This is a genomic window from Bartonella queenslandensis (assembly GCF_018155095.1).
Taxonomy (GTDB): domain Bacteria; phylum Pseudomonadota; class Alphaproteobacteria; order Rhizobiales; family Rhizobiaceae; genus Bartonella; species Bartonella queenslandensis_B.
In genome coordinates this window covers 16,038-32,459 of record NZ_NAAI01000015.1, presented here as the reverse complement: position 1 = coordinate 32,459, position 16,422 = coordinate 16,038, and the positions used below count along the sequence as shown (strand labels likewise).

The 16,422-nt window shown below is 37.9% G+C and carries 12 protein-coding genes; 8 read left to right on the top strand and 4 right to left on the bottom strand.

Annotated elements, in window-relative coordinates:
- Positions 1 to 571 precede the first annotated feature (571 nt).
- The 3 genes from B5V81_RS08355 (at position 572) to B5V81_RS08345 (ending at position 6,957) form a co-directional block, all read left to right on the top strand.
- Entirely contained in the window at positions 572 to 2,557 is a 1,986-nt protein-coding gene (locus B5V81_RS08355) for a M23 family metallopeptidase (RefSeq protein ID WP_212113071.1), read from the top strand.
- A gap of 976 nt (positions 2,558 to 3,533) precedes the next feature.
- Positions 3,534 to 4,730: a metallophosphoesterase gene (locus B5V81_RS08350; RefSeq protein WP_212113070.1), complete on the top strand. Its 1,197-nt coding sequence runs from the start codon at positions 3,534 to 3,536 to the stop codon at positions 4,728 to 4,730.
- 763 nt (positions 4,731 to 5,493) lie between these two features.
- Positions 5,494 to 6,957, top strand: a complete 1,464-nt coding sequence (locus B5V81_RS08345) for a metallophosphoesterase (protein WP_212113069.1) — start codon at positions 5,494 to 5,496, stop codon at positions 6,955 to 6,957.
- Between the two features lie 53 nt (positions 6,958 to 7,010).
- Here B5V81_RS08345 and B5V81_RS08340 read toward each other — a convergent pair whose 3' ends face one another.
- The 3 genes from B5V81_RS08340 to B5V81_RS08330 form a co-directional block, all read right to left on the bottom strand.
- Positions 7,011 to 8,432 carry a sensor histidine kinase gene (locus tag B5V81_RS08340; protein WP_212113068.1) on the bottom strand — a complete coding sequence of 474 codons (1,422 nt, stop codon included), beginning with the start codon at positions 8,430 to 8,432 and terminating at the stop codon, positions 7,011 to 7,013.
- 224 nt (positions 8,433 to 8,656) lie between these two features.
- Positions 8,657 to 9,211 carry an RNA polymerase sigma factor gene (locus tag B5V81_RS08335; RefSeq protein ID WP_212113067.1) on the bottom strand — a complete coding sequence of 185 codons (555 nt, stop codon included), beginning with the start codon at positions 9,209 to 9,211 and terminating at the stop codon, positions 8,657 to 8,659.
- A gap of 7 nt (positions 9,212 to 9,218) precedes the next feature.
- Positions 9,219 to 9,422, bottom strand: a complete 204-nt coding sequence (locus B5V81_RS08330; protein ID WP_139412321.1) for a NepR family anti-sigma factor — start codon at positions 9,420 to 9,422, stop codon at positions 9,219 to 9,221.
- A 166-nt stretch (positions 9,423 to 9,588) separates the two neighbouring features.
- Here B5V81_RS08330 and B5V81_RS08325 point away from each other — a divergent pair, with 166 nt between their 5' ends.
- The 5 genes from B5V81_RS08325 to B5V81_RS08305 all read left to right on the top strand — a co-directional run bounded on the left by B5V81_RS08325 (position 9,589) and on the right by B5V81_RS08305 (position 13,818).
- On the top strand, positions 9,589 to 10,383 hold the full coding sequence (locus tag B5V81_RS08325; RefSeq protein WP_212113066.1) for a response regulator: 795 nt from the start codon (positions 9,589 to 9,591) through the stop codon (positions 10,381 to 10,383).
- Positions 10,384 to 10,405: 22 nt separating this feature from the next.
- Entirely contained in the window at positions 10,406 to 11,419 is a 1,014-nt protein-coding gene (locus B5V81_RS08320) for a sensor histidine kinase (RefSeq protein WP_212113065.1), read from the top strand.
- 936 nt (positions 11,420 to 12,355) lie between these two features.
- A complete protein-coding gene (locus B5V81_RS08315; RefSeq protein WP_212113064.1) occupies positions 12,356 to 12,721 on the top strand; it encodes a hypothetical protein in 366 nt (121 codons plus the stop codon).
- A gap of 43 nt (positions 12,722 to 12,764) precedes the next feature.
- Positions 12,765 to 13,211, top strand: coding sequence for a hypothetical protein (locus B5V81_RS08310; RefSeq protein ID WP_212113063.1), 447 nt, complete (start codon positions 12,765 to 12,767; stop codon positions 13,209 to 13,211).
- A gap of 379 nt (positions 13,212 to 13,590) precedes the next feature.
- Complete coding sequence (locus B5V81_RS08305) at positions 13,591 to 13,818, top strand: hypothetical protein (protein WP_212113062.1); 228 nt, start codon at positions 13,591 to 13,593, stop codon at positions 13,816 to 13,818.
- A 215-nt stretch (positions 13,819 to 14,033) separates the two neighbouring features.
- Here B5V81_RS08305 and B5V81_RS08300 read toward each other — a convergent pair whose 3' ends face one another.
- On the bottom strand, positions 14,034 to 14,771 hold the full coding sequence (locus B5V81_RS08300) for a DUF4167 domain-containing protein (RefSeq protein WP_212113061.1): 738 nt from the start codon (positions 14,769 to 14,771) through the stop codon (positions 14,034 to 14,036).
- Positions 14,772 to 16,422: the final 1,651 nt, after the last annotated feature.

The window sequence follows — 16,422 nt, the reverse complement described above, 5'->3', positions numbered from 1 at the left end:
AACCGTTTTAAAACCAAAAAACATCATACACTAAAAAGTGTAAAATAAAAACCTAAAAGGCAAAACACTACATATATGATAAGTCTTAGTTCATAAAACAAGAGCAAAACCAACCATCGCAAGCAGAAACCGCTCTCGTTACTCGACGTATATAGTACTCTTTCAGCTAAAGAGTCAACATCATTTTTCACTTTTTTTCTATTTTAAAATACTAATACATATAGGTGTAGCAATATATTGTACAACCAATTCCGCTATCATAATCATAAATTATATAAAATATAAGGCGTTAATAGAGAGCATAGCGCCTTTAAAGAAAGGATAGCGCTCCACCGCAATGGATAAAAACGAGGAAATGCATATAAACGGGTGAAACGCGATAGCGCTTTCTTTACGTTACTTTAACATTGATTCAAGACGATTTCTCTGCCGCTATGTTTTATAAAGATATTGTTGTATGAAGAGAATGCACATTATCTGTATTCTATAACAAAGAATCAAATTCTTGTAGAAACAAGCTAAGCTATGCTAGCTTTCTTTGATTTAATATTGAAAAGTACTCTTAGAATCTATGTGGGATAACGAACAACAAAAAAACGATCCCGGACAGGACCCTGCTCTTGTCGTCAAACGCTTGCGGCCCGCACGCCGACAGGTCTCGGTTCGTTGGCTTACAGGAACAGTGCTAACAGGAATCACTTCCTGCATTCTGATGGGGATTGCTCTTTTTACCGCTCTTGATGAACAACAGCGATTGGTAACACCACCACAATGGTTTACGCAAGAAAACCTATTAGAATCACAAGATCTTGAAGCCAATGGCTATAAAGGTGATCGTATTTTTCCCACCCATGCACGACAAAGCTTCGACAGTAAACGCCAATTTGAATTATCAATTCTGCAAAAAAAAGGCGATGAAAAAGTCATTCAAACACAACATTTTGAATGGATTCGTATGGCTTTAGCCGAAAAGCGCCCCCAGAAATACAGCTATCCAAAGTTTGATTCTTTAAGCATTCTTGCCAGTGATTCGACAAATCAAAGCGTTAAACTACAGGATTCGGGACAGATTTATGGAGAAAAAATCGAAACAAAACTCACCTTACGCAGCTATGATTTTAAAATAGATCAATTTGATTTTGATGACAGCGATACATTAACCGATGAAGAAGCACAACAAGAAGTACAAAAAGCTGGATTTACTTTAGAAAAGAGCACCGAACTCCTTTCGGTTCTCACACTAATCGATCCTTTAAAATTAGAAGATGTATCCTCCCCTTCCCAAGAAACAGACTCCCCTGAAGTCCGAATCGTACAAGAAAATGTAACCATTTCCCCTCAAAGTCACCGTATCGATCTAATGAAAAACTATGTTGAAGATATTATCCCTATTCGTAAAAAACAAACGATAGCCGATGCTTTCAAAAAAACCAGTTACACAAAGAATCAAGTTGAACAGGTTATAAAAACGCTAGAAAAAATGAGCCTTTCCGATACCCTTAAAGAGGGAAGTCTTTTACGCATTGGGATCGTGACACAAGCTGGCGAAGAAGATCATCTCGTACGCGCAAGCATTTATCAAGGGATGTATCATGTTCTCACCATTGCCCTGAATGATAAAGGCCAATTCATTGAAAGCACAGAACCTAAAATGTCTAAAGCACTTAAAACGGCTTTTCAAAATGGTATTCCGCATTCTTATATTAATAGCGCGCAATTACCAACGGCTTATGATGCACTCTATAGTGCATTGCTCAGCCATAATATATCACAATCTCTCTCTCATCGTCTTATTCGTCTGCTGGCGACCAATATTGATATGAAAAGCCCGATAACACCCAATGATCAGATCGAAATATTTTATGCTTTACCGCAGAGCGATAAAGAAAGTAAAAACGGCAAAAAGAATTTAAAAGCAAAAGAATCATTCAAGAATGCTGATCCAGAAATTCGTTATATTAGTGCAACCTTTGGGAATACTACTTATAAATATTACCGTTATCAATTAAAAGACGGAAGCGTTGATTATTATGATTCTGAAGGAAAGAGTTCAAAGCCTTTCTTACTCCGCAAACCCACACCCAATGGCGTTTTTGGTTCACCCTTTGGTCCACGCAAACATCCTATTTTAGGCTATGTTCGCATGCATACGGGTGTTGATTGGGTAGCACCTAAAGGATCTCCCATTATTGCTATAGGAGATGGTGTTGTAACAAAAGTAGGCGTAACGGGTGGCTATGGAAACCATACGGAAATTCAACATGCCAATGGGTATATCAGCAGTTATTCACACCTAAGCCGTTATGCACCAGACATCAAACCAGGCGTGAAAGTACGACAAGGACAAATCATCGGATATGTCGGATCAACAGGAATGGCAACCGGTCCCCATTGTCATTTTGAAATCATTGTCAATGGCGTCAAAGTTGATCCTATGCGCATCCGTATACCAAATAGCAAAGCCTTAACGAATCAAGATCTACAAACATTCCTACAAGAAAAAAACAATATTGATTCCTTGATAAACAGCCCGATCCCCCCCTCTGACGATACTTAAAACATGAAAGCACCGTGCAAGTGTCTTCCTCAAAAGCTTATGAACATTTAAAGTCTTTCAAAAAATATCCTAGAAATTACACAAACTCAAAGGCATTTCCGCGCTTAAAGATATTTTATAGTCTACGGATACGCAAAAAAATAGAGCGATGCTCAAAAATAATCATAGCCTGCTTATCAAGACGTACAATGGAAATCTAAAAAAAAGAAAATGCTAACTCTTCTCTTACATATGTTTATCAAGACACTGAAAACCGCATGATTCCCTCTATCTTAAAAGATCATGAGGAATAAAAAAGTTTGAATTTTTCTACAAACAACAAGTAAATAATATAAAACTCGCCTTCTTAAATTTTAAATTGAAATTTTTATAAATGTAAAATATGTAAGACACAAATTGATAAAATCGTTTTACATTTTATAACATAAAGATCATAAATAATTAAAGAGGTTTGAGTTTATGAAAGCTCCAATAATAAACATCATTATTATTATAGCTTTGAGTCCTTTTTTTCTTGTCTCTGAAAAAGCGATAGCAATACCTTATCACGCGCAGAATGGTGTAACAGTCTCAAAAATGTAATCAGAAAAATCGTAAAATTATTCAGCAAATAAGAAAAGCATCAATGAAGCTAAAAATCTAATGAATTCTGTTATTTCAGTTACGATTGAAGAAAAGGAAAATGCGCAACGAAAAAGGAAGCTTAACCATAAAGAAATTGAACAAGAAAAAATCAAAAGACAATTGCACGTCTCTCAATAAACAAAACAAAGGACTCTTAATAACGAAAATTCCCCAAAAATAAATATATTTCGGATTTAAAAGCTTGTAATACAAGTTATATTTAATAAAAAGTATTGTTATAAAATATAAAAAATGTTTTAATAACTATATATTGTAATATATTATAATACATTATTGTAAATAGAAAACTATCGTAAATAGAAAACTATCAAATAACTGAGGGGATAATTTTATGAGCTATAAATATACAAGTATAAGTATTATTTTTTTATCAATATTGAGTTATACAACTTATACTATTGGAGGAGAACAGGAAATTTTAAATAAACCTCGTGAGGTGACAAAATCAGAAACCAAATTTGGAAATTTAAATCATCCCTCAACTGACGAAATTGATTCTCCTCATAATACCAAAAAATCTTCAAATAGCGCGAAGAAAACTTCACCCAAAAACTATACTGTGATCATCATGAGTGATCCGCAAGCATGGCGCTTGGATTATGGTAATCCTAACAATAAAACAAACAAAATCCTATGGCTTAAGAAAAATAAGAAAGTTGCACAAGCAATAAAATCACAAAAACCGGCGTTTTATATCGTCAATGGTGACTTAACGGAGTTTGGTCGTAGAGAAACCTATGAAGATTATACCAATACATACAAAAACCTTGGCTCTCCTGTTTATGAAGGGCTTGGAAATCATGATTATGCAAATAATGTCGGTCATTGTATAATTCCTGAAGATAAGAATTCTTCAGATGATGCATGTGCTATAGATGCCATCTCTAGAATGATCAAAGAAATCAAAAAATACGAGGACGAACTCCCCCATTTCAATCAAGACATCACGGAGGTAACCAACCCTTCTGACAAATCTGTTCGTTCTATCGAAGGAAGTTTTGGCTACTCGTGGGATTATGGAGATATTCACTACGTACAACTTCACAATTATCCGACTTATACAGTTAATTTGAAACAAAGGGATATGATTATCCATGTTAAGAGCTCTTTGGATTGGCTAAAAAAAGATTTAGCTTCTGCTGATGCAAGAGGGAAAATCACTGTTATAAATTTCCACGATGCAAAAGCATTTTTTCCTAATAATTCTTCTTATTTTATTAACCCCCAAAATGCTCAAAGTCTGTCGGTCTTTAAATCAATCATTACCTCTCATAATGTTAAAGCAATCTTTGTTGGTCATAGGCATTTTCAAGCTTATTGTCGTGCACAAGATGATAAAGTTTTCGGCAATATACCTGTCTACACATCAGGAGCACTCTTTAGAGGAGACTATTACCACATCATGGTACAGGGAAAAAATATCCATGTTAAAGCTTATAATGGCATAACCGGAAAACCTACTTTGATCGAAGATTTAGGCGTAATAGGCAACAAAACAGAATTTTTCGAGAGCTGTAGTAATTTATAAAAGAACTTTTTCCTCTAGTCTCAACAACAAAAAAGGATCTTAAAATCACCTTGACAAGGCAAACGTTGTTTTTTTGCCCAAACTTAGTATAGAGAGGGCAAAAAAACAGCGATCTTTATATCCCTCAAAGCTATAGCTTCAAAAAGGGGCTTTTCACCAAACTATCGCTGTTCAAAAATCAAATAATCAAAACCTAGCTTCTCATACCCACATCATCATCTTTTACAATGAATGACGATTATCCATTGGGCTGAGAGCCGAATGACAAATTCTTCGACAATATTTTTACATCAGAGGGAAAAAGCATTTTACAAAAGAGACAACTAACTTATCAAAGCGCAGAGGAAAACTCTCCATATTAAAGCTTACAGCGTTCTCTTAAAGCCTTATATAAACCTCATTTAATGAAGCGCTCTACTATTGATTATCATTTAATTTATACCACAGAAAAAACATAAAGCTTTGTTTCTAGAACTTTTCACACGTAATTAGATGAAGAAGAATAGCAATTGTAAAAAGAAAAACGCATAAATCGAGCAAGATTTGTAAGTTGGTCTTATTGTTTTCAGTATGATCTTTCTTTCAAACAAATCATATCATGTGAAAGATAGTGGGCAAAACACGATTCATGAAAAATTAAATTTAAAGTTTCTGATTGATATGACACCTACCAGGTATTTTCTAAGATTGTTTCAATTTTTGATGATAACATTATGCAATACAAAATAATAATTACCATGATTTTTTTACCATCTTTGTTTGTATGAAACCTCATTACCTTCACGCGCAAAATATTTGTGTAACAAACGAAACAAGGTGGGATTTTATCAACAAATTACCTATACCAAAACGAATTGCCTATGATGATCGTTCTACAGATGTGTACATCGTTAATGAACTAACCAATCCGCCTACTTCTATGGTATTAATTGATAAAGGTATAGAGCGCGGAGAATGGAAACCAGATGCATATTGGAAAAATAAAGTGCCTTCGCATATAATTGCATCTGGGTGTGTGGGCAAAGCAGCAGCAACATCTGATGCTTGGCTTTTTGGATCCGGAGGATGGATTAAATATAAAGTACAAGATGATGGCACTATTTTAAAATTCCGATGGTATAATCCTTATCGTGGTGCCAATGAATATTCTGCTACCGCAAGCAGCAAAGACTATTATTTTGAACGCGTGGAAGGAGTTTGTGATAACGCGAGAACAATTGGGTATGTAAAAAGGAAGGCACCTATTAAAAATTATAAAGTTGTCATAGCAGCAGATCCGCAGCCATGGCGTTTGGATACCGGCGCCCCTAACGCAAACAGCAACAAACAGCCATGGATAAAGGAAAATAAGAAAGTTTCCCATGCAATAGAATCACATGCAGCTTCATTTTATATTATCAATGGCGACTTAACGGAATTTGGTCGCCCCCAAACCTATCAAGACTATGCAGATGTCTATAAAAGTATTGCCTATCCTGTCTATGAAGGACTAGGGAACCATGATTATTACAATAATATTCGTGATTGTACGATACCGGTATCAAATCTTTCAAAGGATGCATGTGCGTTAAGTGCTGTGAAAAGAATGTTGCAAGAACTAGGCAAATATAGCAGTTCTTTACCGGAGTTCAATCAACATGTAACTTTTCACAAGCTTATTCGTTACCAAATGGCCCGTAAAATAATAACGGGAAGTCTAAGCTACTCATGGGATTATGGAAATATTCACTATGTACAGCTTCAAAATTACCCAACTTATACGGCGAATTTATCTGACGGTAGCACTAAAGTAAGAATAACAAGTGCTCTTAAGTGGCTCAAAAAAGATTTAGCGGCTGCTGATGCAAGAGGGAAAGTTACAATTCTCAATTTTCACGATGCTCGCCCCTATTTTGGAGATCAAGATTCGCATTTTCTTCATCCTAAAAATGCTCAGAAACTCGCAGCATTTAAATCCATCATTACAAGCCATAATGTAACAGCAATTTTTGTAGGACACGAACATCAACGATTCTATTGCCGTGCACAAGATGACAAAGTCTTTGGAAACATTCCAGTTTATACAGCAGGAGCACTCTTCAAAGGAGACGACGACCTCGTCAATGTGCGCGGAAAAAATATTTACGTCAAAGCCTATAATGGAAAAACAGGAAAACCAGTTTTGGTCGAAAATTTAGGACGAAATGGAGCTAACGCCACCCTATGGAAGAGTTGTAGTAATTTATAAGAACATTCTTTTCCTTTCAACTTTCACACGCAAAGGGAGCGCCTTCAAATAACCTAGGTTGCTTCCTTTGCACCACCTGTATTAAGTTTTGGTAAAGGAATGACGATCTTTGTGCCCCCTAAAGCAGAAGTTTCAAAAAGAGGTTTTTCACCAAATTGCATACAGAGTTGTTCCACGACCACACGACCAATCCCCGTTTTTTGTTCTAAAGTTTGGTTTTTCATCCCCACGCCATCATCTTCGACAATAAGCATCAATTGTCCATTTGGCTCAGGACCAAAGGAGATATAAATATGCCCCTCTCGTTGATCGGGAAAGGCATGTTTTAAGGAATTGGTCAACAATTCACCAAGGATAATTCCAAGGGTTGTTGCATCTCTTGAAGACAGTCGACAATCTTTAAAGTTTGTGTGAATGGTAATGTTTTCACGCAATTCAAAAGGGACGGACAATTCGACATCATGCACAACAGAACTAAGAAACTCTGCCAATAGCGTCGTTTCCATATCATCACTCAAGCGCAAACGACGATGTGCTGTGGAAATTGTCTGAATACGATCACGTGCAGCCCCAAGCACAGAACGGACTTCTTCATTTTTACTCCGACTTAATTGAAGCCCCAGCAAAGAAGACACCGTCCCAAGAGAGTTGCCAATACGATGGCTTGCATCCTGCAACAATATTTCAACACGTTGGCGTTCTTTTTCAGCGTGATTGCGTGCTTTTTCTAATTCTTGTGTTCGTTCTTTCACGCGTGCTTCTAAAGCGATATTTTCGCTATGAAGCAGTAATTGATACAATTTTAAGGAGCGCACATCACGTTGAAAACGATTAATAACAAAATAGGCAGAAATAAAGGTACTCACAACAGAAACAATAGCCGCCAATGTTAAAGCAGCCCGCATCAATGCGATGCCCTCACGCTGTTTTTGTCGTACCACATCATCGCCATTAATAAAACTTGTCATCAATTGGGCTAAACGTGCCACCGGAATCCTAGAAATATCTGAGGGCACAGCAGCTTGAGAAGATTGATCAGGCGCCCCATCAAAGGCGCGCATATGGGCATTCATAAAAGCCTTGCGTGCTTCGACTTCCTTTTTAAAAGCCGTAAACCACTCATACCATTGCGGATGTGCATAAACAATAAGCTCCGTATAATCGAGAATATCCTCGAGCTCTCGTGCCACATTTTCAAAATGTGCTTTATCTTCAGGCTTTCTGGTTTTTGCATAGCGACGATCAGCAATAGCCATATCGATTAAGCTAATAAGCACCAAATCAGCTTGTTCGCGCAATTCTGAACTTGTATTCAACTGTGCAACTTCTCGATCAACGGCATTTGAAAGCAATATAATAAAAACCGATGCTAAAAGAGCCATAACAAGAGACACAACAATCGCGGCCCATCGCCAGCGTGATATCGTTGCATCAGAAGAAGGCATTGAAGGCAGCAAATTTGTCTTTGTTGTCATAGAATTTCCATTGGCGAACTTGAAAGTCGTCATTTTTCAGTACAAAGGAAGGCAACCTTAAGGAACATAAACCAAAAGCCCATGAGAGCATTTCATACAGGCTTTTCTTGTATTCCTAAGGATACACGCCAAACATTCTGAATTTCCTCAGATACTGACTTTACTGTAATAGCTATAACGGGAATAAAAAAAACAAGGCTATGCATCATAATTATTATGCTTTTTTAGCCGTTAAATGAACACAATGTACTCCCAGCTGAATAAGAATCGGGGCCGTAATCGGATTCACCATCGACCTTAAGAAGTTCCTGTAATCGATGACGGGCCCTGCTCACACGGCTTTTAATAGTTCCAACAGCACAGCCACAAATAGCTGCCGCGTCTTCATAAGAAAACCCTGATGCTCCAATGAGAATAATGGCTTCTCTTTGATCGGCAGACAGCAGATTTAAGGCTTTTTTAAAATCTTGCAAATCAAGCGTTCCATATTGCGCAGGATGAACTGCGACATTTTTGGTAAATACGCCATCGGTATCTTGAACTTCCCGCCCCTTTTTGCGCATTTGACTATAAAACTCATTACGCAAAATCGTAAAAAGCCAAGCTTTAAGGTTGGTTCCCATCTCAAAAGTGTCTTGTTTGGCCCATGCTTTCATGACCGTATCTTGGACCAAATCTTCGGCTTTATCGTGCTTGCCACTTAAAGAAACAGCAAAAGCGCGTAAAGCTGGCAACACCAAAAGGAGTTCTTGTTTAAAGTTTTTTGCGCACTTTGACATAAAGGATTCAAACCTTTTCCACATTGTTTAAGCCAAATTGCTCTGCACGCTCCAACTTTTCTAAAAGTTCGAGCAAACGCCGTGGCAGCGCTTCTTCTTGAATTTCCATGTAAAATTGACGTAATTTCCGCGCTATTTCACTGTTTGGACCGAGAAGATCATCTCCGACTTTAAATGGTGTGGTGAGATTTTTTTCATCACGGTCGTTCATTTTTTTTCCCCCTAATCCATATACTATCAGTAACACCGCGAAGAATTTTTCGCCTTATGGTTGTAAATATAACTCTCGGGAAAAAGTTCCATACAAATCGGAACTTTTTTATCTGTAGAGAATTTCAACCAACAAAATGCTTGAAAGGTTAAAGGAGTTATAAATTATGTCATTATCAACGCGCATTGCCCCGCATCTTCCCTATCTTCGGCGTTTTGCCCGCTCTGTCACTGGAAGCCAATCCTCTGGCGATGCTTATGTATCAGCGATGTTAGAAGCTCTCATTGCCGACATTTCCATTTTTCCCCAAGCATCCAGTGATCGCATTGGTACCTATTGGCTTTTTTGCCATCTTTTTGACCAAACCACTCCCAATATTCCTGAACCCCTGCCACAATTTGGACTTGAACAAAAAACCAGTGCCAAATTATCGTATCTCACGCCCCGTGCACGCCAAGCCTTTTTGCTCATTGCCGTTGAAGGATTTAATGAACAAGAAGCAAGCGAAATCATGGATTTAGATACGAAGGCATTTCGCAAGCTTCTCAACCAAGCGTCCATTGATATTTCTCAACAAATTGCGACAGAAGTGATGATTATTGAAGATGAGCCTCTTATTGCGCTCGATATTGAACAAATGGTGGAAAGCCTAGGTCATCAGGTTGTTGGAATAGCGCGAACGCGTGATGAAGCTGTCATCATGTATCATAAGGAAAAACCACGACTGATTTTAGCTGATATTCAATTAGCCGATAACAGCTCAGGCATTGATGCCGTCAACGAGATTTTGAAAAACGATCGTATACCTGTGATTTTCATCACGGCTTTTCCCGAAAGGCTGCTAACCGGCGAGCGTCCAGAACCGACTTTTTTAGTGACCAAACCTTTTAATCCTGATATGGTGAAAGCACTTATTTCCCAAGCTTTATTTTTTCAAGAGAATGCGTCTAAAGCGGCTTAGAACAAAGTAAACCTCTTCAACTATGATCGTTACTCCTTTTTCAAAGCCTCCTATGGATAGATCTCACATGAGCGCGCTCATGCAAGCGATTCGTGGTGCTGATATTTGTGTTCTCTATCAGGCTACCAATCTGGTTTATTTATGGGCTGAAAACTTGCCACACCATTTGCACCATAAATGGCGTGTTGGGTGTCGTGACAGCGACTTTTTTTCGCTTGACCTTGCAGACAGTATGGAAACCATCAAACTGCAAGTTTTAGCCAGTGGCAAAATGCAAACCATTGAAGCACGTTTTGAAGATATAAGCAAACAAGAGATTTGGTACAAATTTTCTATTGATTGCCATCGGAATGATAACGGAGACATTATCGGTATTATCACCACTGGTGTTAATATTTCCGGCTTACGCCGCCGCGAACAAGTGCTTAAAATCCTCCTTCGAGAAGTAAGCCACCGTTCCAAAAATCTTTTAGCGATCATTCAAAGTATTGCGAGTCAAACCGCCCGTTATACGGAATCCCTTCAAGTTTTCTTGCGCAAATTTCAAGGTCGTCTTCATTCTCTTTCTCATTCTCAAGATCTGATTACCGATTCCGATTGGCGTGGCGCCCAATTTCGTGAATTGGTCCAAACACAAGCTTTAGGCTATTTAATGAAAGAAACAGAACGTTTTTCGCTTGAGGGCCTCGATCCTTATCTTTTTCCCAATGCCGCTTTGCATATTGGTTTGGCTTTTCATGAATTAATTGTCAATTCTCTTTCTTTTGGAGCTCTTTCCCAAGAAAAGGGCCGCATCTGTGTACACTGTGAAATCAAAACAAAACTGAATGGCAAAATGCACCTACGCATCACTTGGAATGAATATTTTGAATCAGGCCGCCCTCCTACGAACAATCAAAAAGCCTGTTTTGGTAGTGCCGTTCTCGAAAAAATCGTTCCCATTTCTGTCAATGGTTCAGCTTCCTTAAAATTGACAAAAGAAGGAATTGTTTATTGCCTTTCTGTTCCTGATACTTATTTTGATATTTTTTCTTAAAAGAATCTTTCAAACCATAAATGCCTCTTTTCAGCAAAATCTTTAATCTATTCAGCACTATTTTTGTTCAGCACAAAGATATTTTTCCACCTCTCACGCTTCTTAACCATGAAAATGGCGCAATAAAGTCCCTTCCCGCTGATAAATCAACTTTCATCGCTCCTATAACGCCTATTCTAAGACAAAAAACCTCAACGATGAAGAGCAAGCCATCTCAGTTCTTATATGCTCAATCAAAGCAAGCCTCTTCCCCCTCTCTTTTTGTATCATTCTCGCCAATGCGCATCTCTTTTCATTTTGGAAGAAGATGAAATTTCAAGCGTTAAAGCCAACGCCTATCGTCACTCTTCAACTTTAAAAGTCCAAAGCATCCATGACAATGAATGCATGGAAAATACACTTTTTATGCTTTTATTTTATTTATCGCGTTCTGGATCATTTCATGCAAAAGAGAACATCCAAAACAAAAGATCCTTTTCCCTGCGCATACTTTTTAATATGTCTGAGGACAGCCAAGCTCATTTCAAAACAGAACCTGGCACGAGGCCCCCTCCCCGAAAATGAGCTAAGCATGCCCCTCTTTACCTTCATGGCGCCCTCTCCTTACGCCCTAAAAGTACCAGTTTATCATCATTATTCCTTCCTACACCAAAGCTATTATATTCCCCCATACAATAAACCTTTGACATCAAAGAGCATTCAAAAGAGATATTTTAGTGTTTTTTCAAATATTTTTACCCCCACCCGTTTTCCCCAAACCTTGGCTTTTATGACGTGCGAACCAATGATTTTGATTAATTCGATATAGAGAAGGCCCTAGCTTGGAGTTTGGAACCCCTTGGAACTAAAAAACTTTAAAAACGTTTAACAATGAAGAAGCCCCTAGGCTGACAAATTGGCGTTCACACTGTCAACCACTCATTTGGAAAATATTTTATGAATCCTCTTGTTTTTATTCTCTTATTGGTTTCATGTACGGACGATTTTAACAGTTGCTACTCGAATAACACAATGGCTAAAATCTACCCAACGGCTCAAGCATGTGAACAAGCCATGGTGCCATCCACAAAAAAATCTGCATTTTATGGACAACAAATTTTTGCCCAATGCATAAACATACACCCCGATGCACACCAACAAACAGTAAAATTGATCTGGTCTGTAACAAACCACGGAAATTTCCTGCTTAAAAGCCAAAATGTTCATGATAAGATATCAACAGTCCACAAAGAAGACATTTTACCAACATCGTTTTCTCTTCTGCATTCTTCTTCCACAAACCTCTTGCACAAAAAACTTTAAAAGCCTAAATCCATCAGATCTCAAACAATAATCAATGGAAGACATGATGGATAATAAGCCAATGCACCCTTCAAAAGACCATCACACAGAGCAACCCCCTCTGTCCCAAGATCTCCCCTTAGACCCTGCTGTAGAACGGGTGAGAAAAAAACTGATGGGTTTAATGATGATTTCCGTTTTAATAACGCTCTTCCTCATTCTGACTGTACTGTTCTTAATCGTTTACAAAGTTACAACAGGATCAGCACCAAAACAAACAGAACTCTCTTCCTCCCATAGCAAAAATCCACACGTTATCCACCATACACTCTCCCTACCGAAAAAAACACAGATTTTGTCGCAAAGTCTCACAGAAAACAATATTGTCCTGAAGATTTTAACCCCTGATGAACAAACAAAATTTATGATTTACAATTATCATACCGGTGCACTCATTGCCGTTCTTTCTATTAAAACAACAGAAGAAACATCAGCAAGCATGCCTCATTAACAAGCCAACATCACTCACCTATACAGCATTTTTGAGGCTTGAATTTTTCCTTGGCTTAAAGGATAGTACCGCTTGGGTGACAGCGTTTTTTTCTGTCTCGCCTCACCCCATCAAGATAAAGAGGCAACCTTTCAGTCCATGCATTCTCATTCTTAAAAAAACGAATATTGCCGATAAAAGCTCAAAGCATGAAAACTCAAATGAAAGCGCAAGAAATACACCCTCTTGAGGACAAAAATTCAACCTATTGATTTATAATGATCATTTATTCTTACATGCTAAATGAACGCTTCAAATGCCGTAACATTCTCTCATTTCAACGCTCTTTATGATGAAGTTCAACAAAATCACTTCCTCAAGCATCACAATAAAGAAGCGTATGCGTAAAAAAACTCTTTATGAACTGATTTCAAAAATCAAAGGAACAGCTGTTATAATATTGATGAATGAGAGCAATAATGGCCAAACGTGCATCTTTTATTATACAAAGACGATCAATGGCTTTTACAGTATAGCAAGTCCCCGTATAACTTCCGTAGTGAAATGGGCTAAAGTGACATTGAGAGATATTCAGGTGCGAATAAACCAAGCAATTGGTTTTTCCTAAAAGAATGACCTCTTAAATACACGAACGTGGATTTTTTCTCTATCCCCTCAATCGACTTGCAAACCAAAAGATAATCCTTTTCTATCGCCCGCTATTTGCGATATTTCCCAGTAAAACTTAAAAAATGAAAATTACAGAAAACGCAAGAAACCGCGCATAGATTACATTATACAACCAATAGAACCACAAGCACTTATACAGCATGCTTAAGGTGTTTAAACATTTTCCTCGGCTTCAAGATTAACCACACGGCGGCGGCGCGTTTTTCTCTGTATCCCCTCACTTAATCCAGGCAAAGGAGAAATCTCTTCTGTTGATGTATCCCCATTTTTAGAGCTTTCTTCTGTTGTCAGTGAAAGCTGAAGAGATGTTTTGTCTTGAGTCCGCACCGTACGCCGACGCGGAGAACGACGTGTTTTCTTGACAGGCTCCACATTTTCCTCACAGAGACAGTTTTCCGGCTCCGTTTTCTCATCCGATAGAGCCTCGACAGCATTTTCACGTGCATCGCCATTTTGAGCTTTGGCATATGAATCATGGCCATTTTTTTGTGGCTGTGCCTGTAATGCATCTGTATCAGACTCGACAGCATCTGTTTTTTGACCCTCAGGATTGATTTCAGCGCATTCTTGCCCGTTGTTTTCATCACCACGATTTTCATCACGCCGAGACGATTGGGCCATTTGCCCAGCTGCGGCTAAAATAATACGCAAATAGTGCTCGGCATGTTGTAAATAATTTTCCGACATCACACGATCACCGGCACCTTGTGCATCACGCGCAAGGCTGATGTATTTATCGGCAATTTGCTGAGCATTCCCACGAATTTTAACATCCGGGCCGCTACTTTCATAATTGCGAGACAACGGGTTAGGACCGCGACGATTATTATTGTTATTACCATTATTGTTATTGTTGCGACCGCGTACCCGTCTATTTTGCTGTGGCCTCATTTGTATCCCTTTTTGGAGTATGTATCTTTATTGACTCTTCTTCATTGCATCATTTTTTGATTGCATCATTTTTTGATAATGCTGATCATGTTTAACATACGGTTATCTAGCTATCCGCGTTTTATTTCACTCAAACGAACCCTACTGATATTGATAAAAGCATATATTTTTTTGAAAATCACAAAACAGCAGGGAAATCGTCAATCAAAAATTCCCTATTTTTCTGTCAACCAGCAGAAACCTAGTGATGTTCACGTAAAATGCCAAGTGTTTTTTTTAAAATAAACCATATTTCACTAAAAAAAATAATTATCTTGTGGAAAACAAAAAGGAGAACACACGCGCAACCTTCTGACACAGAAAAAACCACTGCCAGAGAATACGAGAAGCTTCTCTTTTTCTTCTGTCCTAAAACCACCCTTATATTCTAAAACCACCGCTCCTAAAAACGCCGATATTGCTTCCCCCTCGTGCCTTGAATTCATAAGCACTTCCACCCTAATGAGTCGCTTGTGCGAACTTCTTTATTTTATGAATATAGCCTCTCTTCACCGCTAAAGCAACCCCTTGCGAGCGATAATCTACGATCGCTTCACAAAATTCCTTAGTTCTTATAGATAGATTAATATGAAGTATTATTCAAGCCCTATAATCATCTAATTACCAAAAGTCCCCCTTCTTTCTCAAACATGCCAACAATTCTCTCAATTTCTATTTTAACCCATGGATTTTTAAGTTAATTATCCCTCTTTATGGAGACATAATTGAGTCTAAAGGCAAATAATTAAATACAAACAATATCAAGTTATAAAAAACATCCCCAATGTTACATTTTCTTAAAATCGGATTCTTCTCAAAAAATTGCTCTCCCAAAATCTATCACGAAGGATGGTAATAACGCCTTATCTTCTCTTATCCTTATCTTATAAAAAACTGGAGAGCATAGCCCATTTGCAAATCCTATAGAACACTTTACGCATGAAACAACCTTGAAGTTTATAACCTTCTCGAATAAAAAATATTTTTTTACTCAGTTTTGTTGTGTCTATTAACTTTTATCATGCCTATTGACTGAGGACATTTTCAAAGAACGAGGATTCGTTATCCACACGGATCTGTCAACCATCCGAACTTTTTTAAATGCGTACAACGAATTGATGCGCAAAGATCATTCAATCTTTCTTGTGTTGAGTAGAAAATCTTCATACCGTAGGATTTTTTCATCCTCAATCTATTTTCTATCAGATCAATCAAAATTATTGACTTACACATTACATGCAAAGAGAGCCTGCGCAGAGTAAAAACAGATAAAGAAAAGATTTAAAATGTCTCTTATGAATCGTCTTCCCCTTAAGACTCAAAAGCTTGCCCGCAACATGGAGGCTGGCTCAATGTATGAGAACGCCCGCTTGCATTTTTATGAAACATAAAAAGGGGAATGCTTTATAAATTTTACACACTTCATGGGCACCTTCCCATTCACGAAGCACCGTTGCGCAATAAGCTTCTCCCGTCTGTTATTTTCCTTAAACGAAAAGTGTAACAAGTTTTCCTAAAACTTCACTATAGCCCCTAAAACACTTCAAAGCCCTCCTAACACAACCACGACTTAAATGACAGGATTCCTACAAAATAAAGATATTCAATGGGT

What these genes read in the sequence shown, in the direction of transcription:
- B5V81_RS08355 (WP_212113071.1), top strand. Translation starts at nt 572, where the DNA reads ATGTGGGATAACGAACAACAAAAAAACGATCCCGGACAGGACCCTGCT.
- B5V81_RS08350 (WP_212113070.1), top strand. Translation starts at nt 3,534, where the DNA reads ATGAGCTATAAATATACAAGTATAAGTATTATTTTTTTATCAATATTG.
- B5V81_RS08345 (WP_212113069.1), top strand. Translation starts at nt 5,494, where the DNA reads ATGAAACCTCATTACCTTCACGCGCAAAATATTTGTGTAACAAACGAA.
- B5V81_RS08340 (WP_212113068.1), bottom strand. Translation starts at nt 8,432, where the DNA reads ATGACAACAAAGACAAATTTGCTGCCTTCAATGCCTTCTTCTGATGCA.
- B5V81_RS08335 (WP_212113067.1), bottom strand. Translation starts at nt 9,211, where the DNA reads ATGTCAAAGTGCGCAAAAAACTTTAAACAAGAACTCCTTTTGGTGTTG.
- B5V81_RS08330 (WP_139412321.1), bottom strand. Translation starts at nt 9,422, where the DNA reads ATGAACGACCGTGATGAAAAAAATCTCACCACACCATTTAAAGTCGGA.
- B5V81_RS08325 (WP_212113066.1), top strand. Translation starts at nt 9,589, where the DNA reads ATGTCATTATCAACGCGCATTGCCCCGCATCTTCCCTATCTTCGGCGT.
- B5V81_RS08320 (WP_212113065.1), top strand. Translation starts at nt 10,406, where the DNA reads ATGATCGTTACTCCTTTTTCAAAGCCTCCTATGGATAGATCTCACATG.
- B5V81_RS08315 (WP_212113064.1), top strand. Translation starts at nt 12,356, where the DNA reads ATGAATCCTCTTGTTTTTATTCTCTTATTGGTTTCATGTACGGACGAT.
- B5V81_RS08310 (WP_212113063.1), top strand. Translation starts at nt 12,765, where the DNA reads ATGATGGATAATAAGCCAATGCACCCTTCAAAAGACCATCACACAGAG.
- B5V81_RS08305 (WP_212113062.1), top strand. Translation starts at nt 13,591, where the DNA reads ATGCGTAAAAAAACTCTTTATGAACTGATTTCAAAAATCAAAGGAACA.
- B5V81_RS08300 (WP_212113061.1), bottom strand. Translation starts at nt 14,771, where the DNA reads ATGAGGCCACAGCAAAATAGACGGGTACGCGGTCGCAACAATAACAAT.